The organism is Caballeronia concitans, assembly GCF_001544615.1.
Taxonomy (GTDB): Bacteria; Pseudomonadota; Gammaproteobacteria; order Burkholderiales; family Burkholderiaceae; genus Caballeronia; species Caballeronia concitans.
This window is the reverse complement of record NZ_FCNV02000012.1, coordinates 103,616-126,197: the sequence shown is the minus strand read 5'-3', so window position 1 is coordinate 126,197 and position 22,582 is coordinate 103,616. Positions and strand designations below refer to the sequence as shown.

Genomic DNA, 22,582 nt, shown 5'->3' with positions numbered 1-22,582 from the left:
ACGGTAATCAGAAGTCCGTCGTCATCGAAAGGAGCACCGTGCGCGGCGCGCCTTGCGTCAGATAACCGCCGATCGTCGACGACCAGTACGACTTGTTCGCCACGTTGAGCACGCTCGCGCGGAACGTCGTCGGCTTGCCGAACAGCACGGTCGCATAGCGCGCGCCGAGATCGAACCGGTCCCACGCGGGAATCGACAGCGTGTTCGTCACGTTCAGATATTGCGATCCGGTGTGGATCCAGCGCGCCGTCAGCGTGAGGCCGTTCAGCACCGGCACGTCGTATTCCGCGTTGACGTTGAACATGAAGGTCGGCACGCCGATGGGCATGTTGCCGTCCGTCGTCGCGCTGCCGGTGTCGAGCTGCGTGCCATGAATATACGTCGCGCCCGCGATCAGGCGCACGCCGCGCAACGGCTCGCCATAGACCGACGCCTCCACGCCGCGATGCCGCTCGCGTCCGTTATCGACGAAGAAGCCCGCGCTGTTCGTGTACGTCAGCGGCTTTTCGATCTGGAACAGCGCAAGCGATGCGCCGTACTTGCCGTTGTCGTACTTCGCGCCGACTTCGTATTGCTTCGACTTCTCGGGCGGCAACTGCTCGCCGAAGTTCACCGCCGTGTTCGGCGCGGAATCGCCGATAGCCAGCGCCTCGCTGCGATTCGCGAAGAACGCCACGTTCTGCCACGGCTTGACGACGAGGCCGAAGAGCGGCGTCGTGATCGAATCGTCGTAGGCGCGCGTCGGCTTGCCGGTGTAATCGAACGTGTCGGTGTGCAGTTCCTGATAGCGCGCGCCGACCGTGAACAGCACGCGGTCGTTCAGGAAGCCGAGCGTGTCCGACACCGATGCGCTGCGCATCAGGTTCAGACCGACCGTGCCCGGATTCGCGAGATTGCCGGCCGACAGCGTGCTCGCCGGATACGGCACCTGCGGCGTGTCGTAGAGGCTCGTCGGAAACGCGCCGGCGAACGTGTACGCCGACATCGAATCGACGCGTACGATCGACGCGCCCGCCGTCACGAAATGCGAGACCGGTCCGGTATTGAAGTGGCCGCGCACGCCGGCTTCGGCGGAACTGCCGTCTTCCTTGTGCGGCACGCCGAGCCGCGACGCGGTCGTGCCCGTGGCGGAAACCGTCGGCGACGAGTATTCGCCGTGCTCGTCCGTGTGGCGCATGCCGCCCGCGATATAGGCGGTCCAGCCCGGCAGGAAGTCGTATTCGGCGCGCAGGATGCCGACCGTATCCTCGATCGAACTGTAGCTCCAGGTCTGCGCATAGTTGTAGGTGGCCGAGGGCGTCTCGGGAATGAAGCCGCCGCTCACGTTCACGGTCGGCCGGCCGTCGTTCACGCGCTGGCGCTGATACAGGAAATCGCCGTACAGACGCAGCTTGTCGCCGCGCCAGTCGAGCGAAACGGCCGTCGTGTTGTCCCGCCGATGTTCGCCGTCGATGCTCGTTTCGCCGTCGTGATTCGCCTGATTCACGCGGATGCCGAACTGCCCTTCGCTGCCGAAACGCCGGCCCACATCGACATGCGCGCCGATTTCCCCCGACGCCGTGCCGTCGAGCGTGACGCGCGTGAGCGGCTTGTCGTCGGCGCGCTTCAATTGCAGGTTCAACCCGCCGCCCACCGCCGATCCGTTCGGCGACGCCCCGTTCAGAAACGTGTTCGCGCCCTTGAACACGTCGACGCGCTCGAGCGCATCGGTGGCGACGAGCTGGCGCGGCGTGATGCCGTAGAGGCCGTTGAGCGAGACATCGTCGCCGTCGAGCTGGAAGCCGCGAATGATGTACGTCTCCGCGAAATTGCCGAAGCCGTACGCGGTGCGCACGGCCGGATCGTTCGCGAGCACGTCGCCGATGGTGCGCGCCTGCTGGTCTTCGATCAGCTTCGAGGTGTACGTCGTCATGCTGAACGGCACGTCGAGCGTGCGTTGCTGGCCGAGCACGCCGAAGTCCGCGCCGCGCGCGACCTGGCCGCCCGCGAATGTCGGCGCGAGGTCGCCGGGAAGCTGCTCTTTGCTCGCTTGAACCTTGACCGCCGCCAGCGTGTTGTCAGCCGATGGAGAGGCGTCCTGCGCATAAGCGGGAGCGGAGAAAGCGACGGCAATCGCCGCGACGATGACGGCGCGATGCGCCAGCGCCTGTGCAGGCGCGGCCTGCAGGGTTTGCGAACGGAGAACGGGCATGAATCGGAGAAGCGTCGGTGGTGGTCGGTTCCGTCCCGGGCATTGTTGGAATCCGGGCGGCATTTTTCTATGTCGTTCGTCCATCCTGTGCGGACGGCGGCTCGACTGTGCGCGGAATTTTAACGTAAATGATACTTGTTATCATTTCAAAATGCGCGAAATTTGCGGTCGCGCAACCCCGCGGCAGTCCGCGCTCACGACGACAACGACCGCCCCCGCGGCGCCCGCGCGTCCGCTGCCGCCGCCGAATGCCGCCGCGCCGCGCGTTTTCGCATCCAGATGAGGAGTCCGGTCGCGCTCAGAACGGCCACGGCGACGCCCACCGCGCTGACGAGAATCCGCCCCGCGATCCCGACGATGCGCCCCGAATGCAGCGGAAACTGCGCCTGCATGAAGATGTCGCCGGCCGAGCCGCGCCCCGGAATCGACGATCCCGCGAGCGCGCCCGTGTGCCCGTTGTAGTACAGCCACGCGTTGCCGAGGCCGCCGTCGCCGTGATCGCGCCCCGGCGCGAAAAAGCCGACGCCGTACGCCTGCATGGCGGGAACGTAGTACAGCGCGCCCATCGGCTCCGCGATGTTTTCGCGCTTCGCATCGCGCGCGGCGGTGTCTAGAATCTGCGCGCGCGTCACGGTTGCGTGGCCCGTCGGACCGGCGCGAACGAGATCGGCGTTTTCGAAGAACGATGGCGACAGCTTCGAGAACGCGGAAACGATCGGCCGCACGACCGGATCGCTCAGGTTCATCGAGACGGACGTGAGCGCCATCACCAGCAGCAGGCCCCAAATCCAGACGCCGCCGGAGCGGTGCAGATCGAACGTCAGCGCATACCCGCCGCGCCGGAAGCGGAACGCGAGCGACTTGCGCCACGCCTTCACGCTCGGGAACGACAGCACGAGCGCGATGCCGCTATCGAGGAACCAGACGATCCCGACGATGCCCAGCAGCCATGTGCCGACATCGACGCCGCCGAGCACGGGCAGATGCAGCGTGTAGTGGAGCTTGTAGAGAAACGGCATCAGATCGATGCGCGCGAGCGATACCGCGCCCCACATGCGGCGCGCCTGCACGTCGCCGGTGGCCGGATCGACGGCGATCTGGTTGTAATCGACGGCATACGGCGCGCCCGTCGACGGATTCGTGCGCGGCCAGACCATCATCTGCGCGGTGTGCCCCGGCTCGACGCCGAGCGGCAGATACGTCACTTCGACGCGCGGATCGGCGGCTTCCACGCGGCGAGCGAGTTCGAGCGGCGGCAGCGGCGCGCCGTCCGTGCGCGCAAGGAAGAACGACGGATTGAGCACCGCGTCGATTTCGTGCTCCCACGCGATGATCGCGCCCGTGAGCCCCGAGACGAACAGAAACAGCGCGGAGGCGACGCCGAACCAGCGATGCAGTCGAACGAGAACCGGCCTCATGCCTGGAATGCCTTCGACGGGAGATGCGGGGCGGCTGCGCTCATTCGACCTTCTATTGCGTAAATGGGAATTATTCGCAATATTATAGACCTCGCGCGATACCGACAAGCGTTTCGTAAAGCGCGCCGGAGCCGCCTGGCTGCTGGGCGCGCCGCGCGTGCCGACGTCGCGACATCGCGCGACATAAATCCTGCGTGGTTTTTAATCCGCCCGATCACTACAGTGCGTGCATCCGCAACTCACCGAGAGCGACATCATGGAACTGATCGGAAAATTATCGATATACGTGCTGGTCATCGTGCTGGCCGCGTCAATGCTCGAAGCGTTCGTCTTGAGCCGCATGCACAAAGGCACCGACAAGGCATTCGACTGGCACGAAGTCTGGATTTCTCTCGCCGATCTCGTCGGCCGCAAGCTGCTCGCGTTCCTCCCGCTTTCGCTCGCGACGCCGGTGTTCGCTTTCGCGTGGGAGCATCGCATCCACACGGTCACGACCAATTCGGCGCTGACCGTGATCCTGCTCTTCATCGGCATGGAGTTCTGCTACTACTGGTATCACCGTGTATCGCACACGGTGCGATTCTTCTGGGCGACGCATGCCGTGCATCATTCGCCCAACCAGCTGACGCTTTCTTCCGCGTACCGGCTCGGCTGGACGAGCAAGATCACCGGCGCTGCGATGTTCTTCACGCCGCTCGTCTGGTTCGGAGTGCGGCCGGAAGTGGTGCTGGCGGCGCTGTCGATCAACCTGCTCTATCAGTTCTGGCTGCACGCCACGTGGATTCCGAAGCTCGGCTGGCTCGAATACGTGCTCAACACGCCTTCGTCGCACCGCGTGCATCATGCGTCGAACGCGGCCTATCTCGATGCGAACTTCGGCGGCGTGCTGATTATTTTCGATCGCCTGTTCGGCACGTATGTCGAGGAGCGCGCGGATGAACCCTGCCGCTACGGACTCACGACGCCGACGACCTCGCGCAATCCGATCGTCGTGGAAACGGAGCACTGGAAGAGCCTCGCGAAGGACGTGGTGAACGCGAAGAGCGTGTCGGATGCGGTGGGTTTCGTGTTCCGTCCGCCGGGCTGGCTGCCGAACGGCGAAGGCGAAACGACGGAGGAACTGCAAAAGCGCGCGAAGCGCGGTGACAAGGCGATCGAGGCTTCCTGAGCCCGGAACGCCGGAATGAAGAAAGGCGGATCGCATGATCCGCCTTTTGCTTCTTCGGCTATCGGCTGAGAGCGGTCAGAACGTGACCGTCTGGCTGATGACCGTCTGACCGTTGACGGTGATGGTCGAACTGGCCGAGCCGCTTTGCGTGGTGGTGCCGGCAGCCGGCACGCTCGCGCCGCCAGCCGGAAGGGTGAAGGTACCGCTCTTCGCGGCGCCGCCAGCGATGTTCGCGTGAGCCAGTGCGTTGCGCTCGATCTTTTGCATTGTCAAAGTCCTCTTCATGATGTGATGCGGCCGATCCACCGCGTTCCGACAACTCTCCGGCCTTGGCCGGCATCGTTCCACGTCGATACCGTGTGACCGCAAGCATCGATGATAGGTTTGAGTCGATCGCATTTGAACCATCAAATGTCCTAAATATGTTTCATGGAAGGCATTGATCTGCCTACGGTCGGCTGCGGATTCGGCGTGAACGCTGCTGCCAGGCACGATCAAGCGGCGTGGTCGTGCCGTGCGGCATTGAACATGGCTAGAACTTGGGGCCACGTCGCAAGCGGATCGGGCCATGATCGATTCGATCCGGCGTCAACGTCTCGCTGCCTTGCGTGATCGAGATCCTTTCCTCGCGCGCCAGTTTCGCGGCCGTTTGCCGCACGGACGGCATCAGTGCGCGCCATCCGTCTTCATCGGACACGAGCGCGCGCGCCACATCCGACGGACAGATCGACGCCGTTGCCGCACGCCGGCTCAGCAAGTCGATCAAGCAACGTTCAATGTCCAGGTTCGATACGGTCATCGTGGAACGGCTCGCTTGACGGAGTGGTCATGACGCGCTTCCTTCGTCAGGCCGATTGGGAACGCCGGCATCTTTGCTAGAGTCGATGTTCCTACGACACAACGTGACATTCAACAAAACAATGCCTGATGCCACGACTCCGAAGGCGCAGAGCATGCGCAAGGCCTACTCGCCGCCCGCGCGTCTCGACGACACCGACCGCAAGCTGCTCGCCCTCCTCGCCGAGGACGCCACGCGCAGCTACGCGGAACTCGGCGAAGCGCTGCATTTGTCGCCGCCGGCCGTTCATGAGCGCGTGAAGCGGCTCAAGCGCGAACGCGTGATCACGGCCACGGTCGCGTCGCTGGATGGCGCGAAGCTCGGGCGTCCGCTGCTCGCGTTCGTACACGTCGATACGACGAGCTGGAACGTCACGCGCCAGTTGCTCGCGCTCAAGGAGCTGCCGGATGTCGAAGAGATTCACACCGTGACGGGCGAGAGCGCCATGCTGCTCAAAGTGCGCACCCGCGATACGCAAACGCTCGAAGATCTGCTCGAACGCATCCACTCCATCGAAGGCTTCACGGGCACGCGCAGCTATATCGCGCTCTCGACGTATCTGGAGCGCGGGCCGAGTCCCGCCGAATAGGCGATCGTCCTAGTCGTGCAGGGCCAGTCCTTTCACGGCCTTGTCGACGCTCTTCTTCGGCCCGCGCATCGCGATACCCACGAGGTCCGGCTCGTCAGCCGGTTCCTGGCGAAAGGCGTCGCGGTTCGCCTGATCGTGGCCGGTCGCGAACATCGCGCGCACGTACACGGCACGCGTCAATTCCCGTTCGATGCTTTGCCGCCATGCGCGCAACAAGCCAGCGGGATCGGCCTTGTAGATCATCATCGGCTGGCCGAGCAGACGCGCATGGCTGCGGCCCACGGCGTCCTCGTACGGCTCGCCCATCGCTTCGGGCGCTGCACCCGCGATGCGCGTCGCGAGGAACGCGGTGACGTTGAGCTTCTGCCAGATCGCGAGTTCGTCCAGCACGACGATGGATACCTTGGTTTCGAATTCCATTGCTTGAGTCTTGGTTCGGATCGTGAATGGAAGACGATGTTAGGCGCCGCGAGGCCGGCGTGCGCGGGGGCGTCGCAAAATGCGAACGCGGTTCGGGAAGGCGGCGCGGGTTGATTCGTGCGGCGCCGCTTTCGCCGAACGGCATACGGCGCGGTTCACACTTGAAGAAGGTGCAGCGCCGGCCGTTGCTCGTGATCCTCGGCGCTCTCTCAGGTTCTAGCTGGCCGAAAACGGTTTCCAACGCTGCGAGCGCAGAATACCTTGGAACCGGTTCCAAAGTCGCATCGTTTTTCGCAATAACCTTATTACCGCCGATGATTTAGGGCGAAAAAAAGCCGGCTTCGAGAGCCGGCTTGAAAGTTCTGGCCAATCCGAGGGGCCGTGCCAGAACCTGAGAGAAAGGTTTGCCGCGCGATTTGACGCGCGGCAATGAACTGAAGTATAGCGGAATGTGACCGTCTTCGCTCTGTTGACCTCCATTTTTACGACTTTTTAGGGTCAAGAAGGCGGCGGACATCTGAACCAACTTCCATTTCTATCATTTTTCATCGAGGCGTCACCCTCCTGCTTTCGTTACCCGCCAAACGGCGTTGCCCGCGTCGTCCGCGATGATGAGCGCGCCGTCCTTGTCCTGCGCCAGTCCGACGGGCGCGCCGCGCAATTCCTTTTCGTCGTCGGAAACAAACCCTGTGACGACCGGCTTCGGCGCACCGACCGGCTTGCCGTTCTCGAACGCCACGTACGCGACCGCATAGCCCGACAGCGGCGAGCGATCCCAACTTCCGTGCTCGCCGATGAACGCGCCACCGCGATACTGCGCCGGCAGGTTGTCGCCGGTATAGAACAGGAGGCCGAGCGGCGCGACGTGCGAGCCGATCGCGTAATCCGGCTTCAGCGCCTTCGAGACCAGATCCGGCCGCTGCTGATGCACGCGCTCATCGAGATGTTGCCCGTAATAGCTGTAAGGCCAGCCATAGAAGCCGTGCTCCTGAACCGACGTCAGATAGTCGGGGACGAGATCGGCGCCGATCTCGTCGCGCTCGTTGGCGACCGTCCACAGCTTGCCGGTCTTCGGCTCCCATTGCAGGCCGGTCGGATTGCGAATGCCCGCCGCGAACACGCGGCTGCCGCCCGTCGCGATATCGACTTCGAGCACGACCGCGCGCCGATATTCCACTTCGAGGCCGTTCTCGCCGACATTGCTGTTCGATCCGACGCCCACATACAGCTTCTTGCCGTCGGGACTCGCGAGCAGCGCCTTCGTCCAGTGATGATTGACCGTGCTCGGCAGATCGGTCAGCTCGACGCCCGGCTGCGCAATGCTCGTGGCGCCGGTCTGATACGGGAAGGAGAGGATCGCATCGGTATCGGCGACATAGAGCGTATTGCCGATCAACTGCATGCCGAACGGCGAATGCAGATGATCGATGAACACATGCTTCTCCCACGCGCCGCCGCTGCCCCGGCGCAGCAGCGTGATGCGATTGCCGCCCTTCGCTTCCTTGCCCGAGCGGCTCTGGACCATGCCCGCGATCAGCTGCTTCGGCGTGGTGACGGGCTCCTCCTGCGGGCTGCTCGATTCGGCAACGAGTATGTCGCCATTCGGCAGCGCAAGCACCTGACGCGGATGCTCCAGCCCCGACGCGATGTTCTCGATCTTCAGGCCGTCGGCGACCCTGGGCGCTTCGCCGCTCTTCCAGCCGACGTGCTTCGGCACCTGCATCGGCGGCTTCAAGAAGTTGTGCGGACTCGGCAACGGCGGATTGCCGCCTGCCTGATGCGCGGAATCGTACGAGGCGCGTTCGTCGCATCCGGCGAGGCACGCGGCGATGGCCATCGAAAGGACGCCGATCAACATGGCTTTATTCACGGGCGGCCTCCGGCAGGCTGAAGCGGTTGTACTTGTCGAGCGCCAGCGCGACCTGCGCGATGCTCAGCAGCGCAACGGTGACGACCGAGAGAATGACGGCGAGCGGGATGATCGCGTAGCCATCGCGCGAATGCACGAAAGCATTGACGATCGCCGCGACGATGCCGAGGAGATTCAGCCAGAAGTCCGTACGTTCCAGGCCCGTGACCGTGCCGCGAGGACCGAACCATACATGACCGAGGTTGATGAAACGCGGAACGATGGCGAACAGAAGTCCGACAGTCACGAGCCATGACGCCGCCTTGGCCCATAGGACCACGGCAGTGTTCGCATAGATGATGTCGAAGATCAGCGTGCCGACGAAGAGGCCATACGGGACCGGATTGAGCCAGTCGAAGAGCGCCGTGGCCAGTCGCGAACGGTATCGCGGGCGAAGCGGAGTCATAGGCGAATCCCCTTTGGGTTGAACCCTTCTGGGTGAAAGAGAACGGCCATGTGGAAGTGCATGGCACGTGCCTGACGAATGGCCTTCGCTTGCGTACCATGCATTGCTTGTCTCCGCGTCATGTCACCGACCATGATGCCCACGCGGGCACGCAGCTTGCGCAGCGGCCTGCTTACGTCGTCAAGAACATCGACGGTCGCACTGCCCGATCATCAACGAGCCCGCGGTCACCGCCTCTTTCAGCGAAGGAGCCCGTGAACCCGCATCGCCATCCAATGAAGAATCCCACGCTCCCAGAAAACGTAGCGAACTGCGATCAGGAACCCATCCATGCACTCGGTCTCGTGCAGCCGCACGGCGCGTTGCTTTGCTTCGACCGCAACGGCGCCCTGATCGCGCGAAGCGAGAACGCCGCGACCTTGCTCGGGCCGCTGCCCGCGCTACGAGATGCGCTGTCGGAAGACCATCTCGACCGCTGCGCGCGTCTTGCGATCGGCAAGGCGATGCTTGCGCGCAACGAGAGCCTCGAGAGCGTCGAATGCATGACGCAATCCGGCGAACGTTTCGATCTCGTCATGCACTGGTCCGGCGATACGCTCGTCGTCGAGTTCGAACAGGTGCCGCCGGATACGCCGGGCGCATCGCAATTCGCGATGTATTCCCAACGCGCCATTCAGCGCTTGCAAGCGCGGCAATATGCGAACGTGGCCGACTTGCTGCAGGAGACCGCCGAGGCCATCCGCACGATGACCGGCTTCGACCGCGTGATGGGCTATCGTTTTCTCGGCGACGGAAGCGGTGAAGTCATCGCGGAAGCGCATCGCGACGATCTTCCGCCGTATCTGCATCAGCGCTATCCCGCCAGCGATATTCCCGCGCAGGCGCGGCGTCTCTATCTGCTCAATCCCATTCGGCAGATCGCCTCGGTGGCGTGCAAGCCGGTGGCGATCGTGCCGAGCCTGAATCCTGAAACGCAAGCCCCGTTCGATTTGAGTCATTCCGTACTACGAAGCGTTTCCCCGGTACACATCGAATATCTGAAGAACATGGGCGTGTGCGCGTCGATGAGCGTGTCGATCATCGTCGAAGGCAAGTTGTGGGGCCTGTTCGCGTGTCACCACATGAGCCCGTATCGCGCATCGCATGCGGTGCGGCTTTCGTGCACCGTGCTGACACAGGTGGTGTCGATTCTCGTATCGCAGACCGAGGCGCGGCTGAGTCTGTCGCATGACCATCGCACGCATGAATCCGCGCAACGCATCATGTCGGAGCTTGCGCACGCCGACGATTTCGGATCGGGACTCGTGCGCGCGGGGCCGGCGATCGTCGGTCTCGTCGATTGCGACGCGGCGTTCGCCGTCGTCGATCACGAAGTGCTACCGCTCGGCGGCTCGCGGCTCGTGCACCGCACGGAGCTTTGCGCGCTCGCCACGCACATGATCGACACGCGCACTGATACGCTCGTGACCGACTCATGGCAACGCGACATTCCCGCTCTCGCGCCGATTCCCTCCACGAGCGGCACGGCGGCCGGATGCATGGCGGTTCATGTCGGCGGCGAAGCGCCGGTCACGATCGTGTGGCTGCGTGATGAACTCGTCGAAACCATCAATTGGGCCGGGCCACCCGAGAAGATCATCGCTCAGGGGCCGAACGGTCCACGGCTCACGCCGCGCGGATCGTTCGAAGTGTGGAAGCAGACTGTGACGGGTTCCAGCCGCGAATGGAGCGATGCCGACCAGCGCGCCGCGCGAGAACTGAAGGCGGTCCTGCAGGACGTCGCGCTTCAACGGATGCGTGAAGCCGAACGCGCCCGCACCACGCTGCTCGCCACGCTCGGCCACGACCTGCGCAATCCGCTGCAGGCCATCAACATGGCGATGCTGCTGATGGGGCGCGGCCTCGCCACGTCGACGGACACCGCGAAGCGCGTGGAGGGTTCGACGCGGCGTATGCAGTCGCTCATCAACTACATACTCGATGTGAGCCGCATTCGTTCGGGTCTGGGCCTGGGTCTGAGCCGGCAAGTCGTCGGCTTGAAGGATGTGATCGAGAGCACGGTCGAACAGAATCGGCTCGCGCATCCGGGCGTGACCATCCGCGCGCATGTGACGGATGACATCGGCGACGCGTATATCGATGAAGACCGCTTCGGTCAGGCGCTCACAAACCTCATCAGCAATGCGCGCCAGCATGGCGACATTTCGCATCCCATCGAGTTGAAGGCGCGCGCCGAAGGTTCGATACAAGTCGTCGAAATCAGCAACCGGCTACGCGAGCGTCCCGGCACGAGCTTTCAGCGGCTGCTCGATCCGTTCAAGAGCGGCTCGCTCGACAACACGAACAATCGCGGCGGACTGGGACTGGGGCTTTATATTGCCAATGCCATCATCAAGGGACACGACGCGCAACTCGACGGATACTTCGACGCCACGCATGCGCGCGTGGTCATTCGCCTCGCACGCCTTGCCGAACAGCGCGCGGCGTAACGGCGTGCCGCTTCTTATCGGCGCAACGCCCATTCGAGCCTTTGCGCCTGATCGAGATGCAATATGCAAGCGGGCCGCGACGCAGCCAGCAGCGCCTTGACGTCGGCGCTCGTCGTCGTGCGGATGAAACGCTCGATCGTCGCGATCCATTGCTGATGCCACGCGATCTCATGCTGCAGATACGCGAGGTCGAAATCGCGGCTCTGCACGTCGTCGAGCGCGGACAGGTCATCGCGTGTCTGTTTCGTGAGCGCTTCACTCATGGCGCTGGGACGCGCCTGCTCATCGAGCCGATCGAGCATGGCGGCCACCTGACGATTCACGTCGTCATGCTCGGCAATGAGCCTGCGCGCGTAGCTCTGAACGCTGCGCGATTGCGATCGGCGCAAGGCAAGTTCGCCCGCTGCCATGTCGGCCTGATTCGCGACGATGACGACGCCGACCATTTGCGCATCCGTGAGACGCGTGTCCTGGCCGTGCGCGCGCATGCTGCACGCGATAAGCAGCAGCAACGCGACGAATTGCGATGCGACCTTCATGCCTCAGCCTCGTGAATTCCAGAGGCCAGCGTATCACGCCAAGGATTTCGATGATGCGAGCGGCGCTACGCCTTCGCGCGTGACGCCAGCGCGGACTCCGTCGGCGCCGCTTCGAGAAAGCCGCGCCCCATCTCCTTCTCGAAGCGCGAAGGGCTTCCTTCCCACACGATGCGCGCATGCTCCAGCACATACACGCGATCCGCATGGGGAAGCGCGAAGGTCACGTTCTGCTCGCCGAGCAGCACGGTGATCGGCGTGGTCTTCTGCATGAGTTCCATCGCCTTCGACAATTGCTCGAGAATCACCGGCGCAAGGCCGAGCGTGGGTTCGTCGAGAATCAGCAGCTTCGGCTGCATCATCAGCGCACGCGCGATGGCGAGCATCTGCTGTTCGCCGCCCGATAAGGTGCGCGCGGTCTGTTTCTCACGCGATTGGAGTATCGGAAAGAGTTCGAAGAGCCACTTGAGCTGATCGGCGCGGACCTTGTCGGCGAGATGATAGCCGCCGAGATCGAGGTTCTCGCGCACGGTCATGTCGCCGAAAAGCTCGCGTGTTTCCGGGCATTGCACGATTCCCGCGCGCGCGATCGCCGCGCCGCTCATGCCCTTCAGTTCCTGCGATCCATAGCGAATGGTGCCTTCATACGGCACGAGCCCGGAGATGGCGTTGAAGAGCGTCGTCTTGCCTGCGCCGTTCAGGCCGACGACCGACACGAACTCGCCTTCGCGCACATGCATGCTGACGTTATCGAGCGCGCGCGCCTTGCCGTAGAGCACGCCGACGTTATCGACCTGCAGAATAGGCGGCCTGTTGCTCGCAATCTCCGCGCCACGCTCTCGCGCCTCGATCTTGCCGCCGAGATACACGCGCCGCACGGTCTCGTTGCGCATCACCTCTTCCGCCGTGCCTTCGGCGACATGCTCGCCGAGATACATCGCGAGCACGCGATCCGCGAGCGCCGCCAGGCTCTTCACATTGTGATCGACGAGCAGCACCGCACGGCCTTCCGCGCGAAAGCCGCGAATGAGGTCGGCAAATACTTCGGACTCCGCAGCGGTCAAGCCCGCGAACGGTTCATCGACGAGCACGACGCGCGGATCGCGTGCAATGGCCTTGGCCATCTCCATGCGGCGCAGATCGGCGAAGGGCAGCGTCGCGGGATGACGATGCATCACGCGGGCAAGGCCCACGCGCTCCGCGATCTCCCGCGCGCGTCGATTCACGTGAGGATCGGCGGCGAGCTTGATGAGCGAATCGGGCAGCAACGCGAGCTTGATATGCTCGAGCACCGTTTGCCGATGCAGCGGCCGCGAATGCTGAAACACGATGCCCACGCCCGCACGCGCGATGCGATGCGGCAGCCAGCCGGCCATCTCGACGCCATCGACCTTGACCGATCCCGCGTTGGGCCGCTCGATACCCATGATGAGCTTCATCACCGTGGATTTGCCCGAACCGTTCGGACCGATGAGACCGAGTATCTCGCCGGCCCGTATATCGAAGCCGATGTCCTTCACCGCGACGAGGCCGCCGAAACGCTTCGTGAGGCCACGCACCGAGAGCAGAGCCCTATCGTTCATTCACGCTCCCTCACGCGCAGAAGGTTGCCGAGCAATCCATCCGGAAAGAACAGGATGACCGCGAGCGCGACGGCCGCGACCACGAAGGTGTTGATCTGTCCGAGCGGCCGCAGGAACTCGCCCGCGACGATCAGGAAGATCGAGCCGAGCACCGCGCCGAGTATCGTGCGTCTTCCGCCGAGCACCGCCGCGATGATGATCTGCACGCCGATGCCGATATCGACCACCGTGCTCACCGACGCCGTGCCCTGATAGAACACGAGCATCGCGCCGGCGACGCCCGAGAACAATGCGCTGATGCAGAACGCCGCGAGCTTGTGCTTCACGATGTTGAAGCCGAGCGCCTGCGCGCCGACCGTATCCTGACCGCTCGCCTGCAAGATGAGACCGATCGCCGAGCGCGACAGGCCGAACAGAAGGATCGCGCAGACAATCAGGAACACGAGCGCGATCCAGTAGTTGACGCTTGCATCGACGGACATGACATCGGGCACCATCATGCCGATCTCGCCGCCCGTGATGCCCGCGAAGATCACGATCGCGTTCTGCAACAACAGGACCGCGACGAGCGTGACGAGACCGAAGTACGGTCCGCGTAATCGCAACGCTGGCACCGCGAGCAGCAGGCCGCCGACGAGCGCCACGAGTCCGCCCGCGATCACGCACACGGGTATCGGCGCGGCGGCGTGCGCGTTGAGTATCGCCGCGGAGTAAGCGCCTAAGCCGATCAGAAACGTCGGCCCGAAATTGACTTCACCCGCGAAGCCGAAGAGCAAGTCCCAGGACATCGCGAAGACGCCGAAGTAATACGCCACGGTGAGCACACCGAGGATGTATCCGGTGAGCCACCACGGCAACGTCATGGCGACGATCGCGAGCAGCACGGCTGCCCATGTCAGACGCGAACGAACGATGTCTTTCATGATTAGCGCCGTCCGAGAAAGCCTTGCGGCCGCACATACACGACGAGCACGAGCAGCAGCAGCGCGGGCAGCGGCCGCAGCGTCGGCGCGATGAGATACGCGGTAACGGTCTCGAGATAGCCGACGACGTAAGCGGCCATCAACGAGCCGGATACGCTTCCCAATCCGCCCAGCACGACGATGGAAAATGCGCTCGCCGTGAGTTGCCCGGTGTTGTTCGTGCTCACGCCGAGGAAGGACGCGAGCAGCACGCCCGCGACGCCGGCCAGCACGCCATAAAGCGTCCACGCAAGCAGATAGATGCGCGAAAGCTCGAAGCCGAGCAGCGTGAGACCGCGCGGATTCATCGACGCCGCGAGCAGCGCCTTGCCCGCTTTCGTGCGGTTCACGAAGAGCCACAACAAGCCGATCACCACCCAGCATACGAGCGCGATCATGATCTCGTTGTAAGGCACGCGCACGCCCGCGATGCTCAACACGCCGGGAATGAGCGGGCGCATCGTGATCGGGTTGTCGGAGAAAAGGTAGGCCATGCCCTGCTGGATCATGATGCCCCACAGCAGCGTGCCCGTCAGCACGAAGATCTCTTTCTCTTCACGCGGGATGGCAGCCGAACGCTGAATGGGCCGCACCACCATGAAATAGGTGATGAACGCGGCGATCATTCCGCAGATGATGCCGAGCAGCGTGCCCAGATACGTACCCAGTCCCGCTTCGCCCGCGAGCGCCCAGCCAAGCAGCGCCGCAACCAGCATGACGCCCCCGTGCGCGAGATTGAGCACGCCGGACACGCCGAAGATCAGCGTGAAACCGATCGCGCCGAGCGCATAGAGCGAGCTGATCGCGAAGCCGTCGATCAGTATTTGCAGTGGCAACATAACGGCCCTTCATGTGTCGATGACGATGCAAAGGGAAACGATCCCCGCCGCTCGCGCGAAGGAGCGAGCGCAGCGGGACGCATGCGCTCGCCGCTTCGATGCGCTCAGTTCGCGGCGGACTGCACCTTCACGAAGGCCGGAAACTTCACCTTCGCATTCGCCACCGACTTGGGCCAGATCGCCACTTGCTTGCCGTTCTGCCATTGCAGGTTGATGCCGGTGATATAGCCTTCACCGTACTTCAGCGCATGCGTGAACTGATCGTTCTTGCCATAGAACTGCCAGCGCCCTATCGTGCCGACATAGTCGCTCTTCTCCAGTGCATCGACCATCTTGTCGGGATCGGTCGAGCCCTGGTTGCGATGAATCGCATCCGCGATGATGTACACGAGGTCATAGCTCGTGAAGCCGTCATAGGCGGGCGATACCCCGGCGAAGTGCTTCTGATACGAATCGATGAAAGGCACGGTCTTCGGCGTCACCGCGACGCCCGGCGCCGCCGCCGATGCGGTGATGACGCCCTCGGTCGCGCCGTTGGTGTCTTTCCAGAAGCTCGTCGTCGTGGCTTGCGAGCTTTGCCCGGTCATCGGAATAGGCACTTGCTGATCGTGCCATTGCACGGTCGGCTGCACGCCCACGTGACTGATACCCGTGGTGATCGTGTCCGGATGCTTCGCTTCGATCTGGTTGAAGATCGGCGTGAAGTCCGACGTATCCGGATTGAAGCGGATATGGTCCAGCACCTTGAGGCCGGCTTTCGGCAGGCATTCGAGGTAGCGTTCGTCGAGCGGCTTGGTCCACGCGGCGTCCTCGCTCATCACGACGGTCGTCTTCATCTTGAACTCGCCGACGAGCACGTCATGCGAGAAATCGCAGATGGACTGCGCGATGAATGCCGATGTCATCCAGCCGTGGAACGTGTATTTGTAGTTGTTGTAGTCGTCGTGAACGCGCTTGGAGATTTCGTTGCTCGCCGCGCCCGGCGTGATGAACGGCATTTTCAGTCGCGCGGACCACGGCTCCATCGCAAGCGCGACTTCGCTGATATAGCTGCCGATGATGGCGACCACCTTGTCCTGGCTCGCCGCGCGCTGGAACGCGCGCACGCCGTCGGACGCCGATGAATGATCGTCATACGCGATGATTTGTATTTGCCGGCCGTCGACGCCGCCCTTCGCGTTGATCTCTTCCGCCGCGAGCTGCGCGGCCTTGCTGATGGAAGCGCCCGCAACCGCGGACTCCTCGCTGATGACGCCGATCTTGATCGGCTCTCCTGCCGCGTGCGCCGTGCCCGATAGACTCAGCCCAGCCATTGCCGTACCGGTTGCGATAACCGTACTCATCCCCCGCCACGTCCTGCCCTTTGACATCATCCGTCTCCTCTTTGTAGTCCATCGTGGAGCGACGCCAGCCAGACACATCACGTTCAGCAATTAAGGATCTGCCGACAAACAGTAACACTCGCGTGTCGCGCGCTAAATCAGTAGTTACGATAAAAGACGGTCATGCCGAAATGTCATGAATGCGGGGCGGTCTGACAGTCGTAAGTATCGCCGCGAATAGGGCACTCGCGGCGATACCTCGGTGAGCGTTCACCGGCCGGCCAGAAGATGCGGCAGGAATTGAGGAATGTGCGGAAAGAAAATGATCAGCATGAGGTCGATCACGAGCGCGAGGATGAACGGAAGAATCGCACGCGTCGCTTTCTCCACCGACACACCGCCAATGGACGCCGCCGTGAACAGACAGAAACCGATCGGCGGCAGATTGATGCCGATGGCCGAGTTGATCAGCACGATCACGCCGAACACGATCGGATCGATGTGCATCTGCACGATGAGCGGCAGGAACACGGGAATCACCACCGCGATGCTCGAGATGGTTTCGAGCACGGTATGCGCTGCGATCAGGAACAGATTGATCAGGATGAGCAGCACGATGGCGCTCGTCGTGATCGCAAGAAAGCTGTTCGCGACATGCAGCGGAATCTGCGCTTCGATCAGATAGCGTCCCAGCACGAAAGCGAGGCCCAACAGGCACGACACGCGCGTCGTGTTCACCGACGTGCGCACGAGAATGTCCTTGAAGTGCGAAAGCTTGAGCGTGCGGAAGATGAACGCGCTGACGAGCGTCACGTACACGGCCGCGACCACGCCTGCTTCGACCGGCGTGAAGATGCCGCCGAGAATGCCGCCCAGGATGATCACCGGCGTGAGCAGCGCCCAGAACGCTTCGCGGAAGGTCTTCCACAGCTTGCGTGCATCGAACGGTTCGACCGCGCTGTAGTCATGACGCACGGCAGTCACGTAGTTGACGATCATGAACGACGCAACGACGAGCAGCATGGGAATGATGCCCGCAATGAACATTGTGCCCACCGAAACGTTCGCTGTGTACGCATAGACCAGCATGCTCATCGACACCGGTGACAACAGGCCGAGCGAACCCGCCGCCGATTGCAAGGCCACTGCGAACGCCCGGTTATAGCCCTTCTTGACCATGCCGGGAATCATCACGGAGCCGATTGCGGCGGTATCGGCGGTAGCGGAGCCGGAGAGATCCGCGAAGAACATGCTCGCGACGATCGTGACCTGCCCGATGCCGCCGCGCATGAAGCCCACCAGCGCCTGCGAGAACTCGATGATGCGCTTCGACACGCCGCCCGAATCCATGATCGCGCCCGTCAGCATGAAAAACGGAATGGCGAGCAGTCCCACGTTATTGAGGTTGGAGAAGAGTTGCTGCGGAATGACGAGCAGCGGCGTGCCGTTGACCGACAGCGCGATCGTCGCCGCGATGCCGATGCAAATGGCCACCGGCACGCCCAGGCCGAGCAGCCCTGCTCCCAAAGCGATTGCCCACATGATGTTTATCCTAGAGGTGTTCGGAGACGCCTTCGACCATCGCGGCATTCGCCTGCGCCTGCGGTGCGAGATGCGAAACCACGATACGCACGAGCGAATGAAACACGAGCAGTCCACCGCACACGGGAATGGAAAGATACGGGTAGACCATCGAGATCGGAACCGACGCGGCCGTCTCGGTACCCATCAGCGCCAGCATGTCCGAGCCCCACATCAGGAACACCGCGCCTAGCGCGAGGATCGCGCAATCCGAGAAGTCCTTGAGCAAGGGCGCGATTGCGGCCGGCACGCGGTCCGCCAGCACGCGCACTTCGGGATGCGCGCGCAGCTTCACGCCGGCCGCCGCGCCCAGACACGTGAGCCAGACGAAGAGATAAGCCGCGACCTCGTCGGACCATGAAAGCGAATCGTGCAGCACGAAGCGATAGACGACACCGAGCCCCGCCACCATCACCGCCGCGAGCAGCAGACAGCTGCACACGAAGAGATTGATCTTGAGCACGATATCGTCGGCGAACATCAAGCCGCGCGCGATCTTTTCCATACGGGTCACCTCCGTCCCCTGCGTTATGCCCTGTCCGTCTGCCCCTTCCATCATTTCGATGCAACCGCCGACGACTGCTTCGCCGCGTTGATCTCCTGATACAGCGCCGCGCCATCGGGGATCTTCGCGACGAGTTCATCGCGTGCTGCCTTCGTCGCCTGCGCCCACGACGTCGTATCGACGACGGTGACCTGAATGCCCTTTTGCTTCATGGTCGCGATGGCTGCATCGTATTCGCGCTTGTATTCCTTGAGATCGAATTGCGCGGCGATCGCGGCGGATTCCTGGAATGCCTTCTGATCGGCGGGCGAGAGCTTGCTCCACGATGCCTTGCTCATCGCGAGCACGACCGGCAGATAGTTCACGTGCGTCACATAGAAATGCTTGGCGACGTCGGAGAACTTGTCCTGCACGAACTGCTCGGGCGATGTATCCGCGCCGTCGACGAGACCTTGCGAAAGCGCGAGAAACAACTGGTTATAAGCGAGCGGCGTGGGATTCGCACCGAGCGCCTTATAACCGGCGATATAACCGGGGCTCTGCATCACGCGCACTTTCAGATCCTTCATGTCCGCGAGCGAAGTTACCGGCCGCTTGCTCGTGAAGAGATTGCGCTCGCCCACCGCGAGCCACGTGAGACCGATCATGTTCACGGGCTGCATCATGTCGAGATACTTGCGGCCGACGGGACCTTGCAGCACGCCGTTCGCTTCGTCCATGCTCGAAAACAGATACGGCATGTCGAAGATCTGCCACTGCTTGATCGTGTTGTCGATCGGCGCCTGCGCGGAAATCATGAGGTCTTGCGTGCCGGTGCGCAACGCCTGCGTCATCTGCACTTCGCCGCCCAACTGGGACTGCGGGAACAACTCGATCTTCACGTGACCATGCGTGCGCTGCGCCACTTCCTTCGCGAACACTTGCGCGGTGAGCTGGTAGTGATTGTCCGGTGCGAGCGTGTGGCCGAGCTTCATGACGATCTCGTCCGCGAACGCACTCGTGGATGCAGCCACGCACATCGCGGTCACGGCCGCGCCCATTGCGACGCGCAGCATGTGTTGCGCCTTGAAGAGCGAATTCATTTTGTCTCCTTTGCGACAGGGAAACCGCCTCTCGTATGCCTCGCGAATCGAGTCGTGCGAGGTCCGGCGGGTTGACGCAAGTATTTGTGATCGGCGCGATGGTGCGTTAGGACCACGCTTCGAAATTCTTGGACTTTTTAACGCCCGGCAAACGCAGCCACGACATTCCTGCAAGAAAGTCCAAGAGATCGCTGGAACCGTCCTACCGGTTCAATGAGGCCGCTCTTTAAAGTGGCTTCCACACTGACACAGCAGCGCACGCTGACCGCGCAGCGCTTTGACCCAACCATTCACCTCTATTCGACATGGCCAAACGTCCCCATATGGATTGCTATGCAGTCGGCGACACCGCCGACTTCGCCAAGACCGTTTCCGAATACGACATCTATGGTTTTGCCGGCATCGTCGGCGATTTCTATGCGGTGCATCTGAACGAGGAGTATGCGAAGCAGACACGCTTCGAAAAGCGCATTGCGCAAGGGTGTCTGTCGGTGGGCTTTCTCTCCACGGTCATGGGTTACATGGCTGCGAAAGCGCCGAGTCCGGGCGCGGTGTCGTATCGCTATGACATCACGTTCAATGCACCCGTCTTCATCGGCGATACCGTCACTGCGCGCCTCACGCTCGAGGAAAAGGACGAGGAACGCAACGTGTGCGTGTTCGCCGCCGATGTGACGCGTCAGGACGGTGTCGTCGTCGCGTCGGGCAAGACGTACCTCAAAGTGCTGTGATGCCATGCTGACGGACACGACTCCCGTACTCTCCGCGCAACACGGACCGCTGCGCCTGCTGACGCTGAATCGCGCGGACAAGCTCAATGCGTTCACGCCCGAGATGCTCGCCATGCTCGAAGCGGAACTCGATGATGCACTCGCCGACGAAGCCACGCGCGTCATCGCCATTACCGGCAGCGGGCCGAAGGCGTTTGCCGCGGGCAACGACATCGAGCGGCTTTCATCGCTCGACGGCGTGGCCGCGTATCGCGACATGCTGGCCGGCCAGCGCACGATGCTGCGCCTGCACGAATGTGCGAAGCCGACCATCGCCATGGTCAATGGCTACGCGCTCGGCGGAGGCTTCGAACTCGCGCTCGCGTGCGACTTCATCGTTGCGTCCGGGAACGCCAGTTTCGCGTTCCCCGAAATCACGCTCAACACGATGCCTGGCTGGGGCGGCACGCAACTGGCCGTCGCGAAGCTCGGTCTTGCGTGCGCGAAGCGTTTCGTCATGACAGGCCGTCGATTCTCGGCGAGCGAGTGCGAGACGTTCGGCTTCATTCATGACATCGTCGCGCACGAGGACCTGTTCGACGCAGTCCGTTCCCTTGCGACGACGCTCGCGGCATTCGATCCCTTTGCAGCCGAGATGAGCAAGCGCGCGCTGAATCGCGCAAGCGAATTGCCCTTGTCCGCAGGGCTCGACTTCGAAGCCGCGCAATACGCGGTGAATTTCTCGAGCGAGGGCGCGCGCGCCGGCTTGCGGCAATTCATGGCGCGTCGGCCCGCGAAGCGCGCGAGCGAAGACGCATCCGACCAACGCACTGAACAGGTTTCGTCATGACGACTCTTTCGACGTTGCCTCACTGGCTAGGCGAGCAACACGCGATGATTCGCGATGCCGTGCGACGCTTCGCGGAAAAGGAAATCGCGCCCATTTCCGAGCGGCTCTGGGAGCACGAGGCCTTTCCCTACGACATCTGGGCGCAAGCCGGCAAGCTCGGCTTCACCGGCCTGCCCTATCCCGAGCAATGGGGCGGCGGAGGCGGCGACTGGCTTTCGTTCGTCATCGTGCTGGAGGAACTTGCGCGCGTGGACTGCGCAGTGGCCAACGCATTGATGGCGAACTCCACGGTTGCGAGCCTGCTCTCGAACTATGGCACGCCCGAGCAAAAAGACCGCTTCTTGCGGCCGATCATGAACGGCACGCAAATCGGCTCGATCGGACTTTCAGAACCGGATGCCGGGTCCGATGCGGCGAACATCGGCACACGTGCGGTATTCGATGGAGAGCGATGGATCATCGACGGAGCCAAAACCTTCATCAGCAATTCGGGCACGGAGATAGGCGGCCCTGTGGTGATCGCCGCGGTGACGGGCACGCGCGCGGATGGCCGCAAGGAGATATCCAACTTCATCGTCCCTTCGGGCACGCCCGGCTTTCAGACGGGCCGCAAGCTGCGCAAGATCGGCTGGCGCGCGTCCATCACGCATGAGTTGTTCTTCGAGCATTGCGCGATTCCCGCCGATCATCTGCTCGGCGAACGCGGCGCGGGCCTGCGCCAGACGCTCGCGCAAATCAACACGGGCCGCATTCTGATCGGCGCGCTTGCGCTGGGCATTCTGCAGGGCTCGCTGGATCGCTCGATCGAATACATGAAGGCACGCCGTGCATTTGGCCGCGCGATCGCAGAGTTTCAGGGGCTGCAGTTCAAGATCGCCGACATGGCCACGCATGCGCACGCCGCGCGTCTGATGCTCTACGACGCAGCCGCCTGCAAAGACGCCGGCGCGCCCTTCGATACGCAAGCCTCGCAAGCCAAGCTCTTTGCTTCCGAGATGGCGATGCAGGCTGCGCATCAGGCACTGCAGATTCACGGCGGATACGGCGTGATGGCAGAGTTCCCGGTCGCACGCGCGTTCGGCGATGCGAAGGTGCTCGAGATCGTCGAAGGCACATCCGAGATACAGCGCATGATCATCGCGCGTTCGCTGCTGGCATGAACGCGCGCTGACACAAAGGGGGTT

21 protein-coding genes are annotated in these 22,582 nt (G+C 62.8%); 6 read left to right on the top strand and 15 right to left on the bottom strand.

Annotated elements, in window-relative coordinates; all coding sequences use genetic code 11:
* Positions 1–7: 7 nt before the first annotated feature.
* Entirely contained in the window at positions 8–2,191 is a 2,184-nt protein-coding gene (locus AWB72_RS23065) for a TonB-dependent receptor (protein ID WP_040053678.1), read from the bottom strand.
* Between the two features lie 194 nt (positions 2,192–2,385).
* Positions 2,386–3,609 carry a PepSY-associated TM helix domain-containing protein gene (locus AWB72_RS23060; protein WP_040053677.1) on the bottom strand — a complete coding sequence of 408 codons (1,224 nt, stop codon included), beginning with the start codon at positions 3,607–3,609 and terminating at the stop codon, positions 2,386–2,388.
* Between the two features lie 256 nt (positions 3,610–3,865).
* Here AWB72_RS23060 and AWB72_RS23055 point away from each other — a divergent pair, with 256 nt between their 5' ends.
* Positions 3,866–4,777: a sterol desaturase family protein gene (locus AWB72_RS23055; protein WP_040053737.1), complete on the top strand. Its 912-nt coding sequence runs from the start codon at positions 3,866–3,868 to the stop codon at positions 4,775–4,777.
* 75 nt (positions 4,778–4,852) lie between these two features.
* On the opposite strand, the gene AWB72_RS23050 is transcribed toward AWB72_RS23055, so the two are convergent.
* Positions 4,853–5,044, bottom strand: a complete 192-nt coding sequence (locus AWB72_RS23050; protein WP_040053676.1) for a hypothetical protein — start codon at positions 5,042–5,044, stop codon at positions 4,853–4,855.
* Positions 5,045–5,309: 265 nt separating this feature from the next.
* Entirely contained in the window at positions 5,310–5,576 is a 267-nt protein-coding gene (locus AWB72_RS23045; RefSeq protein ID WP_040053675.1) for a DUF3253 domain-containing protein, read from the bottom strand.
* A 154-nt stretch (positions 5,577–5,730) separates the two neighbouring features.
* On the opposite strand from AWB72_RS23045, the gene AWB72_RS23040 reads away from it, so the two are divergent.
* Complete coding sequence (locus AWB72_RS23040) at positions 5,731–6,204, top strand: Lrp/AsnC family transcriptional regulator (RefSeq protein WP_052450192.1); 474 nt, start codon at positions 5,731–5,733, stop codon at positions 6,202–6,204.
* Positions 6,205–6,213: 9 nt separating this feature from the next.
* On the opposite strand, the gene AWB72_RS23035 is transcribed toward AWB72_RS23040, so the two are convergent.
* The 3 genes from AWB72_RS23035 to AWB72_RS23025 all read right to left on the bottom strand — a co-directional run bounded on the left by AWB72_RS23035 (position 6,214) and on the right by AWB72_RS23025 (position 8,939).
* Complete coding sequence (locus AWB72_RS23035) at positions 6,214–6,624, bottom strand: DUF2000 domain-containing protein (protein WP_087128737.1); 411 nt, start codon at positions 6,622–6,624, stop codon at positions 6,214–6,216.
* A gap of 556 nt (positions 6,625–7,180) precedes the next feature.
* On the bottom strand, positions 7,181–8,482 hold the full coding sequence (locus tag AWB72_RS23030) for a PQQ-dependent sugar dehydrogenase (RefSeq protein ID WP_052450183.1): 1,302 nt from the start codon (positions 8,480–8,482) through the stop codon (positions 7,181–7,183).
* A 4-nt stretch (positions 8,483–8,486) separates the two neighbouring features.
* Positions 8,487–8,939, bottom strand: coding sequence for a DUF2231 domain-containing protein (locus tag AWB72_RS23025; RefSeq protein ID WP_040053671.1), 453 nt, complete (start codon positions 8,937–8,939; stop codon positions 8,487–8,489).
* Between the two features lie 275 nt (positions 8,940–9,214).
* On the opposite strand from AWB72_RS23025, the gene AWB72_RS23020 reads away from it, so the two are divergent.
* The gene (locus AWB72_RS23020) at positions 9,215–11,428 is read left to right on the top strand and encodes a GAF domain-containing protein (protein ID WP_052450182.1); all 2,214 of its coding nucleotides are present in this window, start codon (positions 9,215–9,217) and stop codon (positions 11,426–11,428) included.
* Positions 11,429–11,442: 14 nt separating this feature from the next.
* Here AWB72_RS23020 and AWB72_RS23015 read toward each other — a convergent pair whose 3' ends face one another.
* The 8 genes from AWB72_RS23015 to AWB72_RS22980 form a co-directional block, all read right to left on the bottom strand.
* A complete protein-coding gene (locus AWB72_RS23015) occupies positions 11,443–11,967 on the bottom strand; it encodes a DUF4142 domain-containing protein (protein WP_040053670.1) in 525 nt (174 codons plus the stop codon).
* A 65-nt stretch (positions 11,968–12,032) separates the two neighbouring features.
* On the bottom strand, positions 12,033–13,547 hold the full coding sequence (locus AWB72_RS23010; RefSeq protein WP_040053669.1) for an ATP-binding cassette domain-containing protein: 1,515 nt from the start codon (positions 13,545–13,547) through the stop codon (positions 12,033–12,035).
* Entirely contained in the window at positions 13,544–14,470 is a 927-nt protein-coding gene (locus tag AWB72_RS23005) for a branched-chain amino acid ABC transporter permease (RefSeq protein ID WP_040053668.1), read from the bottom strand. Before AWB72_RS23005 ends, AWB72_RS23010 begins: the two co-directional genes overlap by 4 nt.
* 2 nt (positions 14,471–14,472) lie before the next feature.
* Positions 14,473–15,348 carry a branched-chain amino acid ABC transporter permease gene (locus tag AWB72_RS23000; RefSeq protein ID WP_087128734.1) on the bottom strand — a complete coding sequence of 292 codons (876 nt, stop codon included), beginning with the start codon at positions 15,346–15,348 and terminating at the stop codon, positions 14,473–14,475.
* Positions 15,349–15,452: 104 nt separating this feature from the next.
* Complete coding sequence (locus AWB72_RS22995; RefSeq protein WP_244285716.1) at positions 15,453–16,691, bottom strand: ABC transporter substrate-binding protein; 1,239 nt, start codon at positions 16,689–16,691, stop codon at positions 15,453–15,455.
* A 249-nt stretch (positions 16,692–16,940) separates the two neighbouring features.
* Complete coding sequence (locus AWB72_RS22990) at positions 16,941–18,212, bottom strand: TRAP transporter large permease (RefSeq protein WP_040053666.1); 1,272 nt, start codon at positions 18,210–18,212, stop codon at positions 16,941–16,943.
* Positions 18,213–18,222: 10 nt separating this feature from the next.
* A complete protein-coding gene (locus tag AWB72_RS22985) occupies positions 18,223–18,756 on the bottom strand; it encodes a TRAP transporter small permease (RefSeq protein WP_040053665.1) in 534 nt (177 codons plus the stop codon).
* Between the two features lie 50 nt (positions 18,757–18,806).
* A complete protein-coding gene (locus AWB72_RS22980) occupies positions 18,807–19,838 on the bottom strand; it encodes a TRAP transporter substrate-binding protein (RefSeq protein ID WP_052450181.1) in 1,032 nt (343 codons plus the stop codon).
* Positions 19,839–20,143: 305 nt separating this feature from the next.
* On the opposite strand from AWB72_RS22980, the gene AWB72_RS22975 reads away from it, so the two are divergent.
* From AWB72_RS22975 to AWB72_RS22965, 3 genes are read left to right on the top strand one after another with little or no spacing between them, the layout of a single operon-like run.
* Positions 20,144–20,569, top strand: a complete 426-nt coding sequence (locus AWB72_RS22975; protein ID WP_040053664.1) for a MaoC family dehydratase — start codon at positions 20,144–20,146, stop codon at positions 20,567–20,569.
* A gap of 4 nt (positions 20,570–20,573) precedes the next feature.
* On the top strand, positions 20,574–21,398 hold the full coding sequence (locus tag AWB72_RS22970) for an enoyl-CoA hydratase/isomerase family protein (protein ID WP_052450179.1): 825 nt from the start codon (positions 20,574–20,576) through the stop codon (positions 21,396–21,398).
* Entirely contained in the window at positions 21,395–22,558 is a 1,164-nt protein-coding gene (locus AWB72_RS22965) for an acyl-CoA dehydrogenase family protein (RefSeq protein WP_040053663.1), read from the top strand. The genes AWB72_RS22970 and AWB72_RS22965 overlap by 4 nt, the downstream gene beginning before the upstream one ends.
* Positions 22,559–22,582 lie beyond the last annotated feature (24 nt).

What these genes read in the sequence shown, in the direction of transcription:
- AWB72_RS23065 (WP_040053678.1), bottom strand. Translation starts at nt 2,191, where the DNA reads ATGCCCGTTCTCCGTTCGCAAACCCTGCAGGCCGCGCCTGCACAGGCG.
- AWB72_RS23060 (WP_040053677.1), bottom strand. Translation starts at nt 3,609, where the DNA reads ATGAGGCCGGTTCTCGTTCGACTGCATCGCTGGTTCGGCGTCGCCTCC.
- AWB72_RS23055 (WP_040053737.1), top strand. Translation starts at nt 3,866, where the DNA reads ATGGAACTGATCGGAAAATTATCGATATACGTGCTGGTCATCGTGCTG.
- AWB72_RS23050 (WP_040053676.1), bottom strand. Translation starts at nt 5,044, where the DNA reads ATGCAAAAGATCGAGCGCAACGCACTGGCTCACGCGAACATCGCTGGC.
- AWB72_RS23045 (WP_040053675.1), bottom strand. Translation starts at nt 5,576, where the DNA reads ATGACCGTATCGAACCTGGACATTGAACGTTGCTTGATCGACTTGCTG.
- AWB72_RS23040 (WP_052450192.1), top strand. Translation starts at nt 5,731, where the DNA reads ATGCGCAAGGCCTACTCGCCGCCCGCGCGTCTCGACGACACCGACCGC.
- AWB72_RS23035 (WP_087128737.1), bottom strand. Translation starts at nt 6,624, where the DNA reads ATGGAATTCGAAACCAAGGTATCCATCGTCGTGCTGGACGAACTCGCG.
- AWB72_RS23030 (WP_052450183.1), bottom strand. Translation starts at nt 8,482, where the DNA reads ATGTTGATCGGCGTCCTTTCGATGGCCATCGCCGCGTGCCTCGCCGGA.
- AWB72_RS23025 (WP_040053671.1), bottom strand. Translation starts at nt 8,939, where the DNA reads ATGACTCCGCTTCGCCCGCGATACCGTTCGCGACTGGCCACGGCGCTC.
- AWB72_RS23020 (WP_052450182.1), top strand. Translation starts at nt 9,215, where the DNA reads ATGAAGAATCCCACGCTCCCAGAAAACGTAGCGAACTGCGATCAGGAA.
- AWB72_RS23015 (WP_040053670.1), bottom strand. Translation starts at nt 11,967, where the DNA reads ATGAAGGTCGCATCGCAATTCGTCGCGTTGCTGCTGCTTATCGCGTGC.
- AWB72_RS23010 (WP_040053669.1), bottom strand. Translation starts at nt 13,547, where the DNA reads ATGAACGATAGGGCTCTGCTCTCGGTGCGTGGCCTCACGAAGCGTTTC.
- AWB72_RS23005 (WP_040053668.1), bottom strand. Translation starts at nt 14,470, where the DNA reads ATGAAAGACATCGTTCGTTCGCGTCTGACATGGGCAGCCGTGCTGCTC.
- AWB72_RS23000 (WP_087128734.1), bottom strand. Translation starts at nt 15,348, where the DNA reads ATGTTGCCACTGCAAATACTGATCGACGGCTTCGCGATCAGCTCGCTC.
- AWB72_RS22995 (WP_244285716.1), bottom strand. Translation starts at nt 16,691, where the DNA reads ATGAGTACGGTTATCGCAACCGGTACGGCAATGGCTGGGCTGAGTCTA.
- AWB72_RS22990 (WP_040053666.1), bottom strand. Translation starts at nt 18,212, where the DNA reads ATGTGGGCAATCGCTTTGGGAGCAGGGCTGCTCGGCCTGGGCGTGCCG.
- AWB72_RS22985 (WP_040053665.1), bottom strand. Translation starts at nt 18,756, where the DNA reads ATGGAAAAGATCGCGCGCGGCTTGATGTTCGCCGACGATATCGTGCTC.
- AWB72_RS22980 (WP_052450181.1), bottom strand. Translation starts at nt 19,838, where the DNA reads ATGAATTCGCTCTTCAAGGCGCAACACATGCTGCGCGTCGCAATGGGC.
- AWB72_RS22975 (WP_040053664.1), top strand. Translation starts at nt 20,144, where the DNA reads ATGGCCAAACGTCCCCATATGGATTGCTATGCAGTCGGCGACACCGCC.
- AWB72_RS22970 (WP_052450179.1), top strand. Translation starts at nt 20,574, where the DNA reads ATGCTGACGGACACGACTCCCGTACTCTCCGCGCAACACGGACCGCTG.
- AWB72_RS22965 (WP_040053663.1), top strand. Translation starts at nt 21,395, where the DNA reads ATGACGACTCTTTCGACGTTGCCTCACTGGCTAGGCGAGCAACACGCG.